A 19,148-nucleotide genomic window follows, 5' to 3' on the forward strand; every position below is an offset into this window, starting at 1 on the left:
GCTTCCTTCAGATTCCACTTCACAGTGGACACCCTTGCATTTAGCTAACACTTCCCACTGTAAAGGCGTGTTCGGGACTTGCACCCTAGAGTTACCGCCCATGCTGGGCACACTACAAAAAAAAGGCTGCTTCGTGAAGAAACAGCCCTTTTATATAGTATTGAGATGCTTAGTTTTTCACTTCTGCTTCGGCATCTTTAATCATTTTTTCATTTGCCGTAATAGCAAATTCAACACGACGGTTTTGACTTCTGCCTTCAACTGTTTCATTTGAAGCAACTGGGTCAGCTATACCTAAACCTGTAACTTGAAATCTACTTGAAGAAACGCCTTTGTTCACTAAATAATTTCTAACTGATGCAGCTCTCTCTCCAGAAAGTTTTAAATTATATTTCGCTGTACCAGTAATATCAGTATATCCGTAAATAGTGATATTTGTATCAGGATACTCTGCAAAAACAGGAACCAACTTATCTAAGTTTGTTTTAGCCTGAGTAGTCAAAGAAGATTTATTTGTATCAAAACGCACTGCATTTTCATTCAAAACTAATTTGATACCTTCTCCTACACGAACTACTTCAGCTCCTGGAAGCGCTGCATCGATTTCTCTTGCTTGTTTATCCATTTTGTTACCAATAACTCCACCGGCAACTCCACCTACAACTCCACCTAATACAGCTCCTAATGCACCTTTTCCGCCTTTTCCAAGATTATTTCCTAAAACCCCTCCTAAAATTGCTCCGCCAGCGGCTCCTATTGCAGCACCTCTTTGTGTTTTATTGGTGTTTTTTAATGCTTCACAACTTGTAAACATTGAACCTATAATCATTATTGCTGCTATTGCAACTATTGAAATCTTTTTCATATCTATCTCTATTTTTATTAGTTAACTTTATTAAATTGGTAAACAACATTGGTCATTTTTCCACCTACATCAATTTTATCGATCAATTGAAAAGAAGACTCTGTTTGGTTTGCTACAGTAAGGATGTAACCTTCTCTAACTTTTCTGGCTTTTTCTCCAGCGTACAGTACTTTTAGAATAAACTGACCATCTTTATTCACAAACCAAGTAATTGGTGAGTTAAATGCAGTACAACTTGCTCTTGTCAAAGCCATATTCCCTTTGTTATTGTTTGAAACAAATTTCCATGTACTTCCAACAAAACATTCTGAATCGGCAATTTGAAAAGAATTCACTTTAATATATTGTGAACCTGGATAAGTCACAGAGCTTATTTCCCAGTTTCCTTTCATTGCAACTTGTGCTTTGTTATCTGTATTTGTACCTGTTACTGATTTTGACTTACAAGCAAACATCGAAACAGCTAATATGCATATTAAAATAACTTTTTTCATTTTCTAAAATTTAATGAATTAATACTTACACAAAGATACAAAGCAAACATGCCAAATTTGTTTCAGAATTAAATTATTTTATATCATAATTAACACTTCCGACAATTTGTCACTTCACTCTTAATTGGTATCTTATTTGACTAACTAGTTCCAAATTCAAACTTAAAAATTCAAAATATGACAACTGGAAAAATTAATGTTTCGGTAGAAAACATCTTTCCCCTAATCAAGAAATTCTTATACAGTGATCACGAAATTTTCTTGCGTGAATTGATTTCAAATGGGACTGATGCTACTTTAAAATTAAAACATTTAACAAGTATTGGCGAAGCCAAAGTAGAATATGGCAACCCAATTATCGAAGTAAAAATCGACAAAGAAGGTAAAAAACTGCACATCATTGATCAAGGTTTAGGAATGACAGCTGATGAAGTAGAAAAATACATCAATCAGGTAGCCTTTTCTGGTGCTGAAGAATTTCTGGACAAATACAAAGATTCTGCAAAAGATTCTGGTATTATCGGTCATTTTGGCCTTGGTTTCTATTCTGCATTTATGGTTGCCGAAAAAGTGGAAATTATCACTAAATCTTTCAAAGATGAACCTGCAGCACACTGGACTTGCGACGGAAGTCCGGAATTCACGTTAGAGCCTGCTGATAAAACCACCCGTGGAACAGAAATTATCTTACATATTGCTGAAGATTCTCTAGAGTTTTTAGAAGATTCTAAAATCAATCAGTTATTAAACAAGTACAATAAGTTCATGCCTATTCCGATTAAATTTGGAACTAAAACGGAGAAAATTGAACAAAAAAAGGGCGAGTTTGTTGAATCTGAAAACAAAGAAGAAGTTTTTACGGAAGTAGAAGTTGACAATATTATTAATAACCCCAATCCAGCCTGGACAAAACTCCCAACGGAATTATCGGATGAGGATTATAAAAATTTCTACCATGAGTTGTATCCAATGCAATTTGAAGAACCGTTATTTCACATTCATCTAAATGTTGATTACCCTTTTAATTTAACTGGTATTTTATATTTCCCAAAATTGGGTTCTGATTTACAAATTCAGAAAGACAAAATTCAATTGTACCAAAATCAGGTGTACGTAACGGATAATGTAGAAGGAATTGTACCTGAATTTTTGACGATGCTTAAAGGTGTAATTGACTCACCGGATATCCCATTGAATGTATCTCGTTCCGGATTGCAAGCCGATGCTGCCGTTAAAAAAATCTCGAATTACATCACCCGTAAAGTTGCCGATAAACTAAAATCTTTATTCAACGAAAACCGTGAAGATTTCGAGAAAAAATGGAACGACATCAAAATCGTTTTAGAATACGGAATGCTTTCTGAAGATAAATTCTACGAAAAAGCAGGTTCGTTTGTTTTGTATCCAACAGTTGATGGTAAATTTTACACACTGGAAGAATTAAAAGAAAATCTAGCTGCTACTCAAACGGATAAAGACGGGAAATTAGTTGTTTTGTATGCCGGAAATAAGGAAGCGCAACACTCTTATATCGAAATTGCCAAAGACAAAGGATACGAGGTTTTATTACTGGACTCACCTATTATCTCTCATTTAATTCAAAAAATTGAAGGCGATAATAGCGGAATGACTTTTGTACGTGTGGATTCAGATCATATTGATAATTTAATCAAGAAAGAAGAAACGACTATTTCTAAATTATCAGAGGAAGAACAAACCAATTTGAAAACCGTTTTAGAAACTATTGTTCCAAAACAAACCTATTCTGTACAACTGGAAGCGATGGACAGTCAAGCAGCTCCATTTATTATTACGCAACCGGAATTCATGCGTAGAATGAAAGAAATGAGTCAGTCTGGCGGCGGTGGAATGTTCGGAATGGGTAATATGCCGGAAATGTACAATTTAGTGGTGAATACCAATTCAGATTTGGCTACAACCATTCTTGCTACTGGAGATAAATCAGCTCAGGAAAGTTTGGTAAAACAAGCGCTAGACTTAGCTAAATTATCACAAAACCTATTAAAAGGAGAAGCATTAACCGCTTTCGTGAAAAGAAGTTTTGAGATGATAAAATAGTTTAGCAGACTATTAGACAAGAAGATTTTTATAGTAAACCTGCAAGTTTGTACTTGCAGGTTTTTTTATAGTATTTCATTTCCATTCTCCTATAGAAATTTATTAGAAATTGCATACGCTTTAAGATATTTAATTGCCTCCATTTCAGCATCTATAATTTCTAAATTATCCGAGTAATGATTCGTTTCATAATGATCAAGTACTCCTTTTAGCGCTAAAGTTTTAATTTGCTTTTTTGCTTTTTGTCTAAACTTAGACAATTCCTTCTCCACGGTAATTAATTTTTCTTTAGATATTTTTAGCTTTCCGTTTTTGTATTGTGACAAGTTATAAATTTCAAGTAAATCCATCTCTTCCACTTGTTGTATTAAAATTTTTAAATTGAAAGGGTTTTCAACTAGTGGCAGAATGGCCCTTATAGACCTAATGATCCTTTTAACCACGGTAGGATCTTCTTTCCCCCATTGAAAAATCTGATCAAAGCAAAAGTCAATAAATTCATCAAAATTAAATTCATTTATTTGAATTTTCTTTGTCCCTAAAGTTCTTGAATCAGTAGAGGGAAATTCTCTTAATGCTAGTTCTTTTGCTATTTCTCCAATTTGGTCTATACAGTTCAAACATGTCGTAGGATCATTAACCGCAGGTGAGATGGCTTTTATTGCTATGTCTACCAGTTTTCTCACACCAAAATTAACATCTTGTGTATGACTTCTAAACAGCTTAACTTTAAAAGTGTTTCTGACAATCTCTTCAAATTTTTCCTTTAAACTATTTGTCTGATCCTGGGTGACTTCTTCACTAAAAACTAATACCAAAAGCACAGTGGTATCTTTCATAATAAATTCCCCTACAATAGGTTTTTGATACGCGTTTTCAAAAAACAATCCAACATCCGAATTAATAATATTTTCAGCCAATCTACCCAGTTTTTTATAATTTACACTATCCAAATAGCCAGTCTCAAATGGACTTACAATTTTTACTTGAAATTTATCTGGGTTTATTTTTGATCGTTTATAAAGCAATTTTTTTCCAACACTCCAATTTTCCTGATACAACACATTTATCTCTTCAATCATTTCCGATTTTATTCGGTTAGTTATAGTGGAGACATTCATATTTACGCTCAAATAGGTAATCATATTAGGATAAGACCATATCAAACAATAAAAAGCAAAAAAAGAACCTATAGAAAGGGTTAAAAGAAAAGGTGTTTGGTAAAAAAAAACGGACGCTAATTGAGGTAGTATACACAATGAAATCGTACCAATAAATAATCCGATGATTTTTTGCATTTTAATATCATTCCCTAAAAAATGTCTTAAAATTCTCGGTGAAAACTGAGAAGAAGCCAGTTGCATTACAACAAAAATAACAGAGAAAGTAGTTAGTGAAATCCCAATAAGAATAGAGATTAAAACATTGGAAACAGAAATCAACCTATTGTAAATATCAACTTCATTGATTTTAAATTTTAATCCAAAATCAACGTAATAATCAACCGTCAGTAAAACGGAACCAAAAATAAACGCATAAATACCACTCGTAAATGTTGCTACATATTTTATCTGATGTTCAAATATATTCTTGATCTGATGGCTAAGTTTTTGTTTCATAATTTAAATTTCAAATAGGTAAATTTAACACAAATAAGGCTTTAATTTTAGTCTTGGTTTCCAATAAATATTTTTCATTTACTATATCACGTTTATTTTTCAATAAAAACCGACTACAATCTTCAATCAATTAAATCCTTTCTCAAAAGTTTATGAATTAGGAGTCTCTTATTAACAGGATGTTATTTACTTTTGTTTAACAATCTTGAGGACACAATCAATCTTTGATTATTGCTTTTAAAGCAATTTCAAATTTTGAAAATCAATTGTAATACCATAAAAAAATGACTCTACACATAGAAACCCCAGCCCTGCTTTTTTCGGCAACTTCCTTGATTTTATTGGCATATACGAATCGGTTTTTGACAGTTGCAACCATCGTTAGAGGATTAAAAAAAACATACAAGGAGAAAGAAAATAAAATGATTTTATTAGAAATAAAAAACCTCAACTTACGCTTAACTCTTATTCGCTATATGCAAATGTCTGGAGTAATGAGTTTATTTTTATCCGTTTTTGCCATGATGATGTTATTCCTGGAACAACAATTATTTGGTATTTATTTTTTCGGATTGAGCTTACTTGGTTTACTTATTTCATTAGGATTGTCATTTTGGGAAATTAATATTTCAGTTGATGCACTACGGTTGCATTTGAGTGACTTGGTGGATAAAGAGACTAGATAGCCTATGGAGCTCTTGCCCTTGAATGGAACTTTATAATTATTATTTTAAACAAAATCAAAGATTCAAATCTTAACTCCTAATTTATAATTCATAACTAGCAATAAACCCTATCTTTGCCGGCTTTTTAAAATGGAATAAATGATAAAGAATAGTGTATTAAAAGGAGTTTTCTTAGTGGGTCTTGGTGCAACAAGCTATGGAATGCTGGCTACGTTTGTAAAAATAGCTTATGGCGAAGGTTTTACCACTCCCGAAGTAACAATTGCCCAGTTTGCATATGGAATTCTAGGAATGTTGATTATCAATGTTTTTCAAAAAGCTAAAAAAGGAAATGATGTTGTAAAAGCCTCCAAGAAAAACATTTTTCAATTGATGCTTGCCGGAACTTCTCTGGGAATGACTAGTGTTTTTTATTATTTGGCCATCAAATACATTCCAGTTTCGATTGCTATTATTTTGTTGATGCAAACCGTTTGGATGGGCGTTTTATTCGAAATGATTTTAGAAAAGAAAATACCTTCCACACAAAAAATCATATCCGTAATCATCGTATTGATTGGAACTGCACTTGCCACTAATCTAATTCAGAGTAAAGTAGATTTTGACTGGCGAGGCATCGTTTTAGGACTTTTATCAGCGGCTTCCTTTACCACAACTATGTTTACCGCGAATCGTGTGGCCACACATATTTCGTCAGCGCAGCGCAGTTTATTCATGTTATTGGGTGGAGCGATAATTGTTTTTGGGTTTGCACTTACAACACAAACTACCGCTTTTAATTTTGAGATTTTCATGAAATGGGGAATTGTACTGGCGCTTTTTGGCACGATAATTCCGCCACTATTGTTTAATGCTGGTTTCCCACTTACCGGAATCGGACTGGGAAGTATTGTCTCAGCATTAGAACTTCCGGTATCTGTACTGATGGCGTATTTCCTTTTAAGTGAAAAGGTAAATTCTATTCAATGGTTTGGAATTGTTTTAATTATTTTGGCTATTGTCATTATGAATGTAAACTTCAAGAAAAAAGCTTAATTTCGATTTTAGAATAAAAGGACCAGTTACAATGATTTTTTTATAAATTCGTAATAAAAACTTTATTATGAATCTATCTTGGCATTTATATGTAATGGCATTTATTTACTTTATCGCAGGATTAAACCATTTCAGAAACCCAAGACTGTACCTTAAAATCATTCCTTCTTATTTTCCAAATCCAAAACTGTTGAATTCCATAAGCGGATTGGCTGAAATAATTTTAGGTATCACGCTATGTATTCCATTACTCTCAAACTATGCTGCATGGGGAGTCGTCGCCTTATTGACAGCTATTTTCCCAACGCATCTCTATATGTATTTCAACGAGAAAGCACGAATGAGCCTACCAAAATGGGCTTTATTTTTGCGAATGCCTTTACAACTGGGTTTAATTTACTGGGCCTATCTTTATACCTAAAATTTGAAATCTCTATTCGACAACATTCCCGACCCCATTTTCCTTGATCTGCCTGACGCAGCAATCATCTATTATCCTGCTTTTTTTGACAAAGAAGAAGCCGACAGCATTTATGCTGAACTGCTAAATGAAATTCCTTGGCAACAAGATGAAATTCGAGTTTTCGGCAAAATTCATCCGCAACCTCGATTGACGGCTTTATTTGGAAACGAAGCAAAACCGTATTCCTATTCGAATATAAAAATGCAACCGCATCCTTGGAATTCGCTTTTGCAAAAGATAAAATCCCGAATTGAAAGTGTTTCAGATACTACTTTCACCACCGTTTTACTCAATTATTATCGCGACGGAAGAGACAGTAACGGCTGGCACGCCGATAACGAAAAAGAATTAGGACTAAATCCGATAATAGCCTCGGTAAGCTTTGGTGCTGAACGTACATTTCAATTAAAACACAATTCCGATAAAGATCAGAAAAAAAGTATCGTTCTGGAACACGGAAGTTTATTGCTAATGAAAGGAACCACACAGCATTTCTGGAAACATCAAATTCCAAAAACGGCTAAACCCATCGGTCCCCGAATAAATCTTACTTTTCGGGTAATCAAATAGATATTTTTCACAAAAAAGTATTAGATTTGAAATAAATACTCCAATTATGAATGATATTATTGCCTATTTCACTACTATTCCATCTTCGCATAGAAGTTTAATACTGGTGGCTGGAATCACTATTTTTTGGTTAATCGAAAATGCTTTTCCGCTTTTTAATTTTACCTATAAAAAATGGCATCATGCGAGTATCAATATTTTTCTGACGTTTACTACTATCGTTGTCAATTTCTTTCTCGCTTTTATTTTATTAAAATCTGCAGATTGGACCATCGCAAACCATTTTGGAATTTTACAATGGCTTCCGCTAATGCCACTGTGGTTATATGCTCTTGTCGGATTGCTTTTATTGGATTTAATAGGAGCTTATTTAGTGCATTTAGTAGAACATAAAACAAAATGGCTCTGGCGTTTTCATCTCATTCATCATACAGATACTTGGGTTGATACCACCTCTGCAAACAGACACCATCCCGGAGAAAGCGTGATCCGTTTTGCCTTTACCACTCTGGGGGTTTTAATTGTTGGAAGTCCTATGTGGATGGTTTTCCTATACCAAACCTTGTCGGTTGTTGCGACACAGTTTAATCACGCCAATATTTCACTTCCAAAAAAACTAGATACCTTTTTGAGTTATTTTATCGTCTCACCGGATATGCATAAAGTACACCATCATCATGTGTTGCCCTATACGGATAGCAATTATGGGAATATTTTTTCGATTTGGGACCGTCTTTTTGGAACTTTCATGTCGCTTCCAAAAGAAGAAATCATTTACGGCATCGATACCTATATAAAGCCCGAAGAACACAATCAACTGAAAAATTTACTCAAAATACCGTTTCAAAAACCTCGTACAACAGAAAACAACTAAAAAGAATAAAAAAAATGACCTTTTGATACGAAGTAATTCTTTTTTTTCTTAATATTGGAATATAATTAGAAATGACATTTATTAATCATTAACAACTTATTTGAATTAATTTTCACGTGATGAAAAAGAGTAACCGCAAAGAATTGAACTGGGAACAAACAGAAAAACTTGTTACATTGGCCTTAGAGGAAAAAAATCCTTTTGAAATTATCAAAAAAGAATTTGGTCTGGCTGAAAAAGAGGTTCTTGAGATCATGAAAAAGAAGATGCCAGCAGAAAAATTTGAAATGTGGAAAAAGAAAGCTACTGCAAATAAACCAAAACCAAAACCTGTTAAAATAGATGATTTTGATGAAGATTTGGATGGTAAATATTACATAAAAAACAAATTGGATTAAAAATGAAACTCCTGATAATTCGGGAGTTTTTTTGTTTTTATAAACAACCATTTATAAATCTAAAATTATGGTTTCAGTAGCATCAAAAGACGACACGTACATTTTTGAAATCAAAGGATTGCACAAAATTTGGGCATTGGAAAGTGAAATTGTTGTTTCTAAAGCAAAAATCATTAGAGCCTATCAAAACCAAGAAGAATTCACCTTTTGGAAAGGCTTCAGAATGCCTGGCACAGAAATCCCTGGTTTGATAGCCGCCGGAACATTTTATAAAAAAGGGAGAAATTTTTGGGATGTGATGAATAAAAACAGAGCTATAATTATAGAATTGGAAAATCATTATTACAAAAAATTAATTATTGAAGTCGAAAATCCAGAAGCAACCTTACAACTCCTAAATACGCAAATTAAATAGCATCCTTTCCCTTTTTTTCTTCCCTAGTAGAAAAGCTATTTTTTTAAATCAAAAAAGTGTAACATTTTCAGGGTATAAAGGACTTATACCAAAAATAAAACACTAAAATGAAAAGAATATTTTTTTCACTGGCCTTTGCCTCTATTCTTTGGAGCTGCAAAACAACCAGTCTCTCAGTTACTACCACTGCAAAACAAAATGTTCAGGTTACTATCAACCTAAATGAGATAAAAGAGGACAAGGTTCCTGTTACCATTCTATCACCAAAAATCCTCACTGATGAAGTTACCTACAGCATTCCTAAAACTGTTCCCGGAACGTACTCTGTTGATGATTACGGAAAATACATAGACGATTTGAAAGCATACGATGCAAAAGGAAATCTGCTTCCTGTTTCTAAGACTGATGACAATACGTGGAAAATCAAAAATGCAAAATCATTAGTAAAAATAACCTATCTGGTAAATGACACTTTTGATATCGAAAAAACACATGAAATTTTTTCGCCAGCGGGTACAAATATTGATGCCGATAAAAACTTCATGTTAAACATGCATGGTTTTGTAGGCTATTTTCAAGACAAGAAAGAACTGCCATACGACGTTACTATAACACATCCTGAAGCACTTTGGGGAACTACTTCAATGACGGATCTGGACACAAGCAGTACAGCTGATAAATTCACAACACCACATTATGCTGATTTGGTAGAAAACCCTATCATGTATGCTAAGCCCGACTACACTACTTTTACAGTTGACGGTATGGAAATATTGATTGGAGTATATTCTCCAACTGGAAAAGTTACTGCTGAAAGCATCACTGGGGAAATGAAAACGATGATGACTGCCCAAAAGAACTTTTTAGGCACCATAAATGCCACTAAAAAATACACTGTCTTGTTGTATCTGTCAAGCATGACAGAAAATGACGCAAAGGGATTTGGCGCTTTAGAGCATCCTACGGCAACGACGGTAGTTTTTCCTGAAATGATGCCAAGAGAAGAATTAATAACAGCGATGAAAGATGTAGTTTCGCACGAATTCTTCCATATTGTAACTCCTTTATCTATTCATTCTAAAGAAATTCAATATTTTGACTACAATGCTCCAAAAATGTCGCAACACTTATGGATGTATGAAGGTGTAACAGAATATTTCGCCAATCTTTTTCAAGTCAATCAAGGTTTAATTGATGAGAAAGAATTTTACACGCGTATGGCTCAAAAAATAACTCGTGCCAACACCATGAATGACACTATGCCTTTTACAACCATGAGTGCTAATGTACTGACATCGCCCTACAAAGATCAATACTTGAATGTATATGAAAAAGGGGCACTTATTGCAATGTGTCTGGATATCATAATTCGAGAAAAAAGTAATGGTGAAAAAGGAATTCTTGATTTGATGCAAAAACTATCGAGCGAGTACGGTCCGACAAAACCATTCAATGACCAAGAGCTTTTCGCAAAAATCACGAGTTTAACCTATCCGGAAGTAGGCGTTTTTTTAACCACTTATGTATCTGGATCAACTCCAATCCCATATGAAACTTATTTAGCAAAAGTAGGGGTTACAAAATCTATCGAAAAAACTCCAGGGAATGTTTTCTTAAAAGAACAGGAGCCCTACATCACGGTAAATCCTCAAACTAAAGAAATTATTGTTATTCCCAATATGGAACTGATTGAGTTTTACAAAAGCTTAGACCTTAGAGGTGGCGATATCATAGTGGCAATTAACGAAAAACCATACGCTCTTGACAATATAATTGAAATGATTTCCGAAAGTCAAAACTGGAAAGAAAACGATGCTATTACCGTGAAAATAAAACGCGACGGGAAAGACCAAATACTAAAAGGGAAAGTAAAATTTCCTTACGAAGAAATAGATGGTCTTAAAGCAATCAATTCTTCTGCAAACAAAGTAAAAGAAGCTTGGTTGAAAGGATAATCTGAAAAATAATTATTAAAAGCCCAATTTAGAAAATAGATTGTTTTTTTTTGTAAAATTTGAATGCGTTCCCCAATCATTCCAACAATTTTCTTTATTTTGCGCCAAAATATAAACACAAATGAAATCGCCATAATTCAATTCCGATCCCGAAGTTTCGGGACGGGACAAATCATAATAAAGAATGGCGATACCATGTTCCAAAAAAAACAAATATTAACTTCACATGAAAAAATCTATTATTGCATTCGTTTCCCTTTTACTGTTGTCATCTTGTACCGAAAAGGAATCAAAAACAAACTTACATATTACCGGAAATATTAAAGGATTAAAAAAAGGAACTTTATACATTCAAAGAGTAGTTGATACTACTTTAGTAGCTATAGACACTATAAACATAGATGGCAGCTCTACATTTGAAAGTGATTTAGAATTAAAATCTCCTGAAATGCTGTATTTATTTCTGGACAGAGGCGTAAGCAATTCATTAGACAATAATATTTTATTTTTTGCTGAACCGGGAAATATAAATATTGAGACCAGTTTAGACGGCTATCTTTCCGGCGCAAAAATTACAGGATCAAAAAACAATGATTTGTATGAAGAATACAAAAAAATAAATTCACGTTTCAGAGATGAAGAACTTACTTTAATTGAACAAAAATTCAATGCTATTAAAAGTAACAATATAAAAGCAGTTGACAGTTTAGGTGCAAAGCAGGATTCTAATATAAAACGAAAATATTTATTTGCCACCAACTTTGCCATAAATAACAAAAACTATGATATAGCACCTTATATTGCCTTATCAGAGATCTATGATATCAATATTAAATACTTAGATACGATTCAAAAATCAATGTCTCCAAAAGTAGCACAATCGCTTTATGGAAAAAAATTGACTAAATATGTAGCAGATATCAAAAACCAAAAATAAACCACACTAAGTTCCGTTCTTCTAAAATAGAAAAACCGTCCCGATAAATCGAGACGGTTTTTTTTTTAACCCTGAATTAAATTTAATTGTCGCCTTTTTTTAAATAAAAACAAAAAACCATCTAAGAGTATTAGATGGTTTTATTAAAGAGCCGGCGGAGGGACTCGAACCCACGACCTGCTGATTACAAATCAGCTGCTCTAGCCAACTGAGCTACGCTGGCGACTCATTACGGGTGCAAATATAAGTCTGAATTTCTATTTTCCAAAACAAATTCAAACTTTTTTTGCTTTTTTTTTGACTACAATTCGTTGATTTTAGCAATCAATTGATTAGCAGTTTGTTCCAATTCAACATTGATTTGTTTGAAGTGAGCTTTTTTATCTTCTACCTTTTTTGCATTCACTTTTGTGATTAAAGCGTCAAAAGCAGCGATAGCTTCGTCAATTAAAGCATTAGTTTCTGTTGTTGGTTTTCCTGTTGTAGAAATTTCGAACAAGTAAACTGCTTCAATAATATCTCCTAAAACGTAGTTGATGTCTTTTTTTAAATTCTTAACGTTTGCCATTTTTATTTTTTTAAAATTTGAATTTTAATTTGCGTCTGCAAAAGTACATATAATCTTTCTATTACCGACTATGAAATGTAAATTTCTAAAATAGAAGCTTTTCCATTGAGAATGAATACATTCATTGCAGCAGGAATCAAAACGGTATCCCCTTTTTTATATTGCGTTTTTGAATTGTTGAACTCCATTTCAAATGTTCCTTTCACACACATATAAACGGTAAAAGTTTTTCCAGATTTAGAAACCGTAATTTCACCATCTAACGGAAGGAAATTGGTCGTAAAATAAGGACAATCCACAACTTCATTGGATTCATTTACATTTTTGATATAGTCCTTTTTAGTTTCTACTGTATTATAGTTAATAGCGTCCAACGCCGAATCAACATGCAGTTCTCTCGTATTTCCGTTAGCATCTACCCTGTCAAAGTCATAGAGGCGATACGTAATATCAGATGTTTGTTGAATCTCGGCAACAACTAACCCTGCACCAATAGCGTGAACCGTTCCTGTTTCCAAGAAGAAAACATCACCGGATTCTACTTGTACATCATCAAGAATAGAAAGTAACGTTTTAGTCGTTAGACTTTCTAAATAGTCGTTAGCATTCGATTTTTCTTTGAATCCCACAATGATTCGGGCATCATCATCAGCTTGCATGATATACCACATTTCGGTTTTACCAAAAGAATTATGTCGTTTTTTGGCCAAATCATCATTAGGATGCACTTGTATGGACAAATCTTCACGAGCATCTAAATATTTGAAAAGTAGCGGAAATTGTTTACCAAATCTGGCATGAACTTCCGTTCCTAAAATCTCGTTTGGACATTCATTAATCAAGGCTGTCAATGATTTCCCTTTCCACTGTCCATTAGCTACAACACTCACATCACCTTCTACTGTGGATAACTCCCAGCTTTCACCGGTTATTTTTGATGTAATTGGTTTATTAAGTACCGTTTTTAGTTTTTCACCTCCCCAAATTCTTTCTTTTAAAATGGGATAAAATTGTAATGGATAAAATTTCATTTTATGTTTTTAGAATTTCAAATTTGCATAGTCTATTAAGCTTTTTAACAAACTTGCTTTCAGTTCACTTATGTGAAGTATTTAAAAATATTTTTCAAGGTAAAACTTAGACAAGATGCAAATTAAGAAAAAAATAAAAGAAAAATCTAATACAATTTTGCATTCTATGATACTAATTTATTAACTGCTTCTAGTGCTTTAGCAATGTGCTTAGTAGCCCACATACTATCGAAAATCAACTGAATAACTCCGTTTTTATCTGTTACATAGGTCACGCGTCCAGGAAGCAATCCAAAAAGTCCGGAAGGAACACCAAAAAGTTTTTTGATTTTTTTGTCACTATCTGACAGAAGAATGAAAGGCAGTTTATAGTGTTTGGCGAATTTTTGATGCGAAGTAACACTGTCGCTGCTAATACCTATTACTTCAGCACCTAAATCCTTAAAATCTTCATATTGATCTCTAAAACTACAGGCTTGAGTGGTACAGCCTGGCGTATTATCTTTTGGATAAAAATAAATAACTAGCGGCTTATGCCCTACTATATTTTGACTGTCAAAATCATTACCGTTGGTGTCTTTTGCTTTGAAATGGGGAATGGTATCTCCTACTTTTAGTTCCATTATTCCCCTTTATAGGTTACAAAATTGCGAGGCGTTTCGTAAAGAACAACCTCTAATTCAAATTGTGGTTTAATTCTTTTTCTGATTCTATTCCAAATGACCACTACAATATTTTCAGCTGTCGGATTTAAATCCTGAAAATCCAAAACATCAAGATTAAGATTTTTATGATCAAATCGATCTTCAACCTCTTCTTTAATGATTTCACTCAGGAATTTCACATCCATAACAAATCCTGTTTCGGGATCAATTTCTCCGGTTACACCAACGATCAATTCGTAGTTGTGTCCGTGATAATTAGGATTATTGCATTTACCAAAAACGGCATCGTTTTGCTCGAAAGTCCAGTCTTTTCTAAATAATCTATGTGCCGCATTGAAATGGGCTTTTCGTGAAATAGTAACTTTCATGTTAATTTATGGTGTTAACCTTTAGCTATGCTTAGGGAGACAATTCGATTTTTAATCTACATTTCAGATTACTGCAATCTAAAATCTTATAACTGCAATCTTACACTTTATGTTCTTCAAGGAAATGATAAAATTCATCGAAAATTATCTTGAACCAAACAGTGTACAGTTCGGGATGAATTTCCATATCGATTTTCACATCCTCGATTTTCATCCACTTCCAGTCTTCTACCTCTTCTAGGTTTATTTCTGGACTATCATCATAATATCCTATCATAACATGATCGAGTTCATGTTCGGTCAGGCCATTATCAAAAGGGGCTTTGTATATAAAATGAAAAAGTTCTTTAAGTTCCGTTTTAAAACCCATTTCTTCAAATAACCTTCGGCTTCCCGCCTCAATATTAGATTCTCCTTCACGCTGATGGCTGCAGCAGGTATTGGTCCACAATAATGGGGAATGGTATTTTTGATGTGCTCTTTGTTGCAGCATGACCTCATTTTTGCTGTTCAAAATAAAAACCGAAAAAGCGCGATGTAAAATGGCTTTCTCGTGCGCTTCAAGCTTTGGCATCAATCCTATTTGCTCATCATTTTGGTTAACTAATATTACGTTTTCTTCTTTCATAGGTGTTTTTAGCCTTACAAAAATACAAAAAAGAAAATTATCGAAGGGAGCTTTAACGTTCTGTTTCGATTTGTTGAAGCGGAATCATTTTGGAGCAAGCCAAATAAAATGCAATACCAATCCTTTAAAGATTCTTTTGTATTTTTATACTCAAATATAAATATTGCAATGCATACTTTAAACATCCGTAAAGCACATCTTAACGATTTACCGAAACTTCTTGAATTAGAACAAGGAATTATTTCTGCCGAACGTCCTTTTGACCCCACTTTGAAAGAAGAAAAAATCCATTATTACAACATTGAAAAAATGATTTCGGCTCCGCATATTGAAGTATTGGTAGCTGAAATTGACTCGGAGATTATTGCTTCCGGATATGCGCGAATAGAAGCTGCAAAGCCCTATTTGAATCATGAATCGTACGCCTATTTAGGATTTATGTACACTGATCCGAATCACAGAGGAAAAGGAGTAAACGCCAAAATTATCGATGCGCTCAAGGACTGGTGCCGTTCTCAGGAAATATTCGAACTTCGACTGGATGTTTATAATAACAATAGTCCGGCAATTAAAGCCTATGAGAAAGCAGGATTCAAAAAACACCTACTAAATATGCGAATGGGCTTATAGCAATACGTTTTTTTCAATTACAAATCCAAAAGTGATTTTTTTACGTAAATAACAATAGTTAAAACTTACTTAAATCACTATTAATTTGTAAAGTAGGCGACATTTTATGGTCTAAAAACACTTTACATTTGTAGTATAAAAAACAAATAATACCAACGTATGAAAACAACAACCCGTTTTTTAAGCTTATTATTTTTGCTTCCTTTATTCATGTTTACTGCCTGCGGACAAAATGTAAAAAAACAAAACAGTACTGAAAAATCTACTGGTATGGAAAATCCAATCAACAAAACCGGAAATCCGTATTACTCCAATACAGATACGACAAAACTAAACCTTACCGATGCCGAATGGAAAAAGGTATTACCCGAAGATGTGTATGAAGTAATGCGACATGCGGACACCGAAAGACCATTTACAGGAAAATATTGGAACACGGATGAAAAAGGAACCTATTATTGTGCCGCTTGTGGCAATAAACTATTTCGTTCCAGTGCTAAATTTTCCAGCAATTGCGGCTGGCCCAGTTTTTTTGAACAAGACAACAAAAACAGTGTAGTTTATAAAACCGATAATTCTCTTGGGATGGAAAGAATTGAAGCACTTTGTGGAAGATGTGATGGTCATTTAGGACATCTTTTTGATGATGGACCAGCACCAACCGGAAAAAGATACTGCATGAATTCTATAGCCCTTGACTTTATACCTGACACCAAATAACATGACGAATTTATTTTTAATTTGTATGCTAACAACACTGAGTATGTTAGGACAAAACAATACTACTGGCCAAGCCGCAAAACAATCTAACCAAGAAACTATCACTTTAGCCGGTGGTTGTTATTGGTGCGTTGAAGCGATTTATGAGAATCTAAGCGGAGTCAAATTGGCAGTATCAGGATATGCAGGCGGTAAAATCTCAAATCCCTCTTATGAGGATGTTTCCACCGGAAGATCGGGTTATGCCGAAGTGGTACAAATCACGTATGATAAAACGGTGACGAATCTCGATGAAATTTTCAAAGTCTTCTTTACTGTTCACGATCCCACTACGCTAAACCGTCAGGGTGCTGATGTAGGAACGCAATACCGTTCCGCTATTTTTTATAAAAATCAGGAACAAAAAGCAGCGGCGCAAACTATTATTAATGACCTGAAAAAAGCTAAAGTGTATGACAGTCCTATAGTAACAACATTAGAACCGTTGACCAAGTTTTATAAAGCCGAAGCGTACCATCAGAATTATTATGCAAACAATAAAAATCAATCCTATTGTCAAATGGTAATCCAACCCAAAATTGAAAAATTTGAAAAAATATTTAAAAATCGACTGAAAAAGAAAAAATAAAAATCCTTAAAGGAACCGTCTCATCACAATCACTGAGACGGTTTTTTTTTATCTTTCTACATAAAAATCTAACTTAAAAAATTGATTTACCGCTCTAAAATTCATATATTTATACTGATTTACAACCATTTAAATAACATATCATGCATAACGGACACCACTATTGGGGAATGCATTTATTATGGTGGATATTTTGGGTGATCCTGATACTATGGATATTTGCAATTCCTTATAATATTCCTGGTCAACGTAAAAAAAAAGACACCCCATTGGACATTCTAAAAAAAAGATTTGTCAAAGGAGAGATTACGAAAGAAGAATTTGAAGAAAAGAAGAAATTTCTTGATGAGAATTAATCTCAAAAGCAATTCTTACGAACAAGCTCCTTTAACACTTTTAAATGAGCTTTTTTTGTACCTACTAATGAACATTTCTTGTAAGCAAATTTAAAATATAATTTTTCAAATGTCGGTTAACAATTCTGACTGTTATTCTTCATTGCAACAGTAACACAACCTCATATTCAGAATTAGAACGCCTCGCATCTTATTTTAATTCTAAAATAAAATCCAAATAGATATTTTTAAAAGATGAGCGCACTTAAAAAATATTTAAAAAAGAGAGAAAGCACCATTAACGGTCTTTTGGAGACACGGCAGGAATGCTATACTCCAGACACTTTTCATGCACTCCGAGTAGAAATTAAAAAACTGAATGCTTTATTTAATTTGATAAATTATTGTTCGAAAGAATTTAAGAAAAAAAAGACTTTCAAACCCTTTAAACGTATTTTTCGTCAGGCAGGAAAAGTTAGAGAACTTCAAATAGAAGAGTCACTACTTGAAGAATATTTCGCTTTCCATTTACTTCCGCAATACAAGGATCATTTAGAAAAACTCCTAACCAGAGAATTAGAAATTTTTTTCTTGATCACAAACAACAGCTTATCACAAATTCTAAGCGAAAAGTACCAGAAAATTCTTCCCTTGCTTACCAAGGCAAGTACAAAAAAAGCGAACCGTTATATGGATAAAAAAAGAACTGAAATTGAAAAACTGATTGCTCAAAATGCCCTAAAAAACAAACAAATTCATCCTCTACGTAAGCAGCTAAAAGAATATCAGTACAACCATACAAGTCTTTATTATGACCCGCAAAACCAACTGACTTCAAGCAAGGACATTCTACCTGAACTGCTTGGAGAATGGCATGATTACCAAATAATCATCAAACATTTGAAAAAAGTGATTGCTTCCGGTTCAATCAATCCAAATGAAAGCAGCCAACTTGAAATCATCAAAGCATCATTTATTTTCGAAAATGAATTATTGTTTCACAAAATAAATGCAACTTTATCCTCCAGTCCTTTTAGAAACGATTAAAATAACAACAGTAAACTCAATTGACAAATGCCAAATCATGATTGTATACGGAAATAAACAAATATTGATTATATTTCATCTTTTTTAATAATCAAATAATAATTAGAAACAATGCGAATCTTTTGAATTTGAATTACT

24 protein-coding genes and 1 tRNA gene are annotated in these 19,148 nt (G+C 33.5%); 15 read left to right on the plus strand and 10 right to left on the minus strand.

What is annotated here, in order from left to right; genetic code table 11:
- Nucleotides 1-169: 169 nt before the first annotated feature.
- Together ACM55F_RS10780 and ACM55F_RS10785 are read right to left on the minus strand one after the other, a co-directional pair.
- A complete protein-coding gene (locus ACM55F_RS10780; RefSeq protein ID WP_416853809.1) occupies nt 170-865 on the minus strand; it encodes a YiaD family glycine zipper/OmpA-like lipoprotein in 696 nt (231 codons plus the stop codon).
- Between the two features lie 17 nt (nt 866-882).
- Complete coding sequence (locus tag ACM55F_RS10785; RefSeq protein WP_416853810.1) at nt 883-1,359, minus strand: lipocalin family protein; 477 nt, start codon at nt 1,357-1,359, stop codon at nt 883-885.
- Nucleotides 1,360-1,536: 177 nt separating this feature from the next.
- Between ACM55F_RS10785 and htpG the strand changes: the two genes are divergently transcribed.
- Nucleotides 1,537-3,438: a molecular chaperone HtpG gene (gene htpG / locus ACM55F_RS10790; RefSeq protein WP_416853811.1), complete on the plus strand. Its 1,902-nt coding sequence runs from the start codon at nt 1,537-1,539 to the stop codon at nt 3,436-3,438.
- An 89-nt stretch (nt 3,439-3,527) separates the two neighbouring features.
- Here htpG and ACM55F_RS10795 read toward each other — a convergent pair whose 3' ends face one another.
- Nucleotides 3,528-5,057: a DUF2254 family protein gene (locus ACM55F_RS10795; protein WP_416853813.1), complete on the minus strand. Its 1,530-nt coding sequence runs from the start codon at nt 5,055-5,057 to the stop codon at nt 3,528-3,530.
- Between the two features lie 284 nt (nt 5,058-5,341).
- Between ACM55F_RS10795 and ACM55F_RS10800 the strand changes: the two genes are divergently transcribed.
- The 8 genes from ACM55F_RS10800 to ACM55F_RS10835 all read left to right on the plus strand — a co-directional run bounded on the left by ACM55F_RS10800 (nt 5,342) and on the right by ACM55F_RS10835 (nt 11,453).
- On the plus strand, nt 5,342-5,743 hold the full coding sequence (locus tag ACM55F_RS10800) for a DUF2721 domain-containing protein (protein WP_416853814.1): 402 nt from the start codon (nt 5,342-5,344) through the stop codon (nt 5,741-5,743).
- 138 nt (nt 5,744-5,881) lie between these two features.
- Complete coding sequence (locus ACM55F_RS10805; RefSeq protein WP_416853815.1) at nt 5,882-6,778, plus strand: EamA family transporter; 897 nt, start codon at nt 5,882-5,884, stop codon at nt 6,776-6,778.
- 67 nt (nt 6,779-6,845) lie between these two features.
- Entirely contained in the window at nt 6,846-7,199 is a 354-nt protein-coding gene (locus tag ACM55F_RS10810) for a DoxX family protein (RefSeq protein ID WP_416853816.1), read from the plus strand.
- Between the two features lie 3 nt (nt 7,200-7,202).
- Nucleotides 7,203-7,811 carry an alpha-ketoglutarate-dependent dioxygenase AlkB family protein gene (locus tag ACM55F_RS10815; RefSeq protein ID WP_416853817.1) on the plus strand — a complete coding sequence of 203 codons (609 nt, stop codon included), beginning with the start codon at nt 7,203-7,205 and terminating at the stop codon, nt 7,809-7,811.
- Between the two features lie 46 nt (nt 7,812-7,857).
- A complete protein-coding gene (locus ACM55F_RS10820; protein ID WP_416853818.1) occupies nt 7,858-8,685 on the plus strand; it encodes a sterol desaturase family protein in 828 nt (275 codons plus the stop codon).
- A gap of 119 nt (nt 8,686-8,804) precedes the next feature.
- Nucleotides 8,805-9,083 carry a DUF2805 domain-containing protein gene (locus tag ACM55F_RS10825; RefSeq protein WP_035670363.1) on the plus strand — a complete coding sequence of 93 codons (279 nt, stop codon included), beginning with the start codon at nt 8,805-8,807 and terminating at the stop codon, nt 9,081-9,083.
- Between the two features lie 67 nt (nt 9,084-9,150).
- Nucleotides 9,151-9,498 (plus strand): hypothetical protein, encoded by a 348-nt coding sequence (locus ACM55F_RS10830; protein ID WP_416853819.1) that lies wholly within the window; start codon nt 9,151-9,153, stop codon nt 9,496-9,498.
- A gap of 107 nt (nt 9,499-9,605) precedes the next feature.
- Nucleotides 9,606-11,453: a M61 family metallopeptidase gene (locus ACM55F_RS10835; protein ID WP_416853820.1), complete on the plus strand. Its 1,848-nt coding sequence runs from the start codon at nt 9,606-9,608 to the stop codon at nt 11,451-11,453.
- A gap of 15 nt (nt 11,454-11,468) precedes the next feature.
- On the opposite strand, the gene ACM55F_RS10840 is transcribed toward ACM55F_RS10835, so the two are convergent.
- On the minus strand, nt 11,469-11,657 hold the full coding sequence (locus tag ACM55F_RS10840; protein ID WP_416853822.1) for a hypothetical protein: 189 nt from the start codon (nt 11,655-11,657) through the stop codon (nt 11,469-11,471).
- Between the two features lie 22 nt (nt 11,658-11,679).
- On the opposite strand from ACM55F_RS10840, the gene ACM55F_RS10845 reads away from it, so the two are divergent.
- A complete protein-coding gene (locus tag ACM55F_RS10845; protein WP_416853823.1) occupies nt 11,680-12,390 on the plus strand; it encodes a DUF4369 domain-containing protein in 711 nt (236 codons plus the stop codon).
- 149 nt (nt 12,391-12,539) lie between these two features.
- Here the strand turns inward: ACM55F_RS10845 and ACM55F_RS10850 are convergent.
- The 6 genes from ACM55F_RS10850 to idi form a co-directional block, all read right to left on the minus strand.
- Nucleotides 12,540-12,613 (minus strand) — tRNA-Thr (locus ACM55F_RS10850).
- A gap of 78 nt (nt 12,614-12,691) precedes the next feature.
- Nucleotides 12,692-12,958, minus strand: coding sequence for a hypothetical protein (locus ACM55F_RS10855; RefSeq protein ID WP_073209770.1), 267 nt, complete (start codon nt 12,956-12,958; stop codon nt 12,692-12,694).
- Nucleotides 12,959-13,026: 68 nt separating this feature from the next.
- Nucleotides 13,027-13,989, minus strand: coding sequence for a type I phosphomannose isomerase catalytic subunit (locus ACM55F_RS10860; protein ID WP_416853825.1), 963 nt, complete (start codon nt 13,987-13,989; stop codon nt 13,027-13,029).
- A 164-nt stretch (nt 13,990-14,153) separates the two neighbouring features.
- Nucleotides 14,154-14,612 (minus strand): peroxiredoxin, encoded by a 459-nt coding sequence (locus tag ACM55F_RS10865; protein WP_416853826.1) that lies wholly within the window; start codon nt 14,610-14,612, stop codon nt 14,154-14,156.
- Nucleotides 14,612-15,022 carry a 6-pyruvoyl trahydropterin synthase family protein gene (locus tag ACM55F_RS10870; RefSeq protein WP_416853827.1) on the minus strand — a complete coding sequence of 137 codons (411 nt, stop codon included), beginning with the start codon at nt 15,020-15,022 and terminating at the stop codon, nt 14,612-14,614. Before ACM55F_RS10870 ends, ACM55F_RS10865 begins: the two co-directional genes overlap by 1 nt.
- 100 nt (nt 15,023-15,122) lie before the next feature.
- The gene (idi, locus tag ACM55F_RS10875) at nt 15,123-15,650 is read right to left on the minus strand and encodes an isopentenyl-diphosphate Delta-isomerase (RefSeq protein WP_416853828.1); all 528 of its coding nucleotides are present in this window, start codon (nt 15,648-15,650) and stop codon (nt 15,123-15,125) included.
- 168 nt (nt 15,651-15,818) lie between these two features.
- Here idi and ACM55F_RS10880 point away from each other — a divergent pair, with 168 nt between their 5' ends.
- The 5 genes from ACM55F_RS10880 (at nt 15,819) to ACM55F_RS10900 (ending at nt 19,010) form a co-directional block, all read left to right on the plus strand.
- Entirely contained in the window at nt 15,819-16,280 is a 462-nt protein-coding gene (locus ACM55F_RS10880; RefSeq protein ID WP_416853829.1) for a GNAT family N-acetyltransferase, read from the plus strand.
- Nucleotides 16,281-16,439: 159 nt separating this feature from the next.
- On the plus strand, nt 16,440-17,000 hold the full coding sequence (gene msrB, locus ACM55F_RS10885) for a peptide-methionine (R)-S-oxide reductase MsrB (protein ID WP_416853830.1): 561 nt from the start codon (nt 16,440-16,442) through the stop codon (nt 16,998-17,000).
- A 25-nt stretch (nt 17,001-17,025) separates the two neighbouring features.
- Nucleotides 17,026-17,628 carry a peptide-methionine (S)-S-oxide reductase MsrA gene (gene msrA / locus ACM55F_RS10890; protein WP_416853831.1) on the plus strand — a complete coding sequence of 201 codons (603 nt, stop codon included), beginning with the start codon at nt 17,026-17,028 and terminating at the stop codon, nt 17,626-17,628.
- A 143-nt stretch (nt 17,629-17,771) separates the two neighbouring features.
- Nucleotides 17,772-17,984, plus strand: a complete 213-nt coding sequence (locus ACM55F_RS10895; protein WP_416853833.1) for an SHOCT domain-containing protein — start codon at nt 17,772-17,774, stop codon at nt 17,982-17,984.
- A gap of 234 nt (nt 17,985-18,218) precedes the next feature.
- Nucleotides 18,219-19,010, plus strand: a complete 792-nt coding sequence (locus ACM55F_RS10900) for a CHAD domain-containing protein (protein WP_416853834.1) — start codon at nt 18,219-18,221, stop codon at nt 19,008-19,010.
- Nucleotides 19,011-19,148: the final 138 nt, after the last annotated feature.

The organism is Flavobacterium melibiosi, assembly GCF_048158545.1.
Classification (GTDB): domain Bacteria; phylum Bacteroidota; class Bacteroidia; order Flavobacteriales; family Flavobacteriaceae; genus Flavobacterium; species Flavobacterium melibiosi.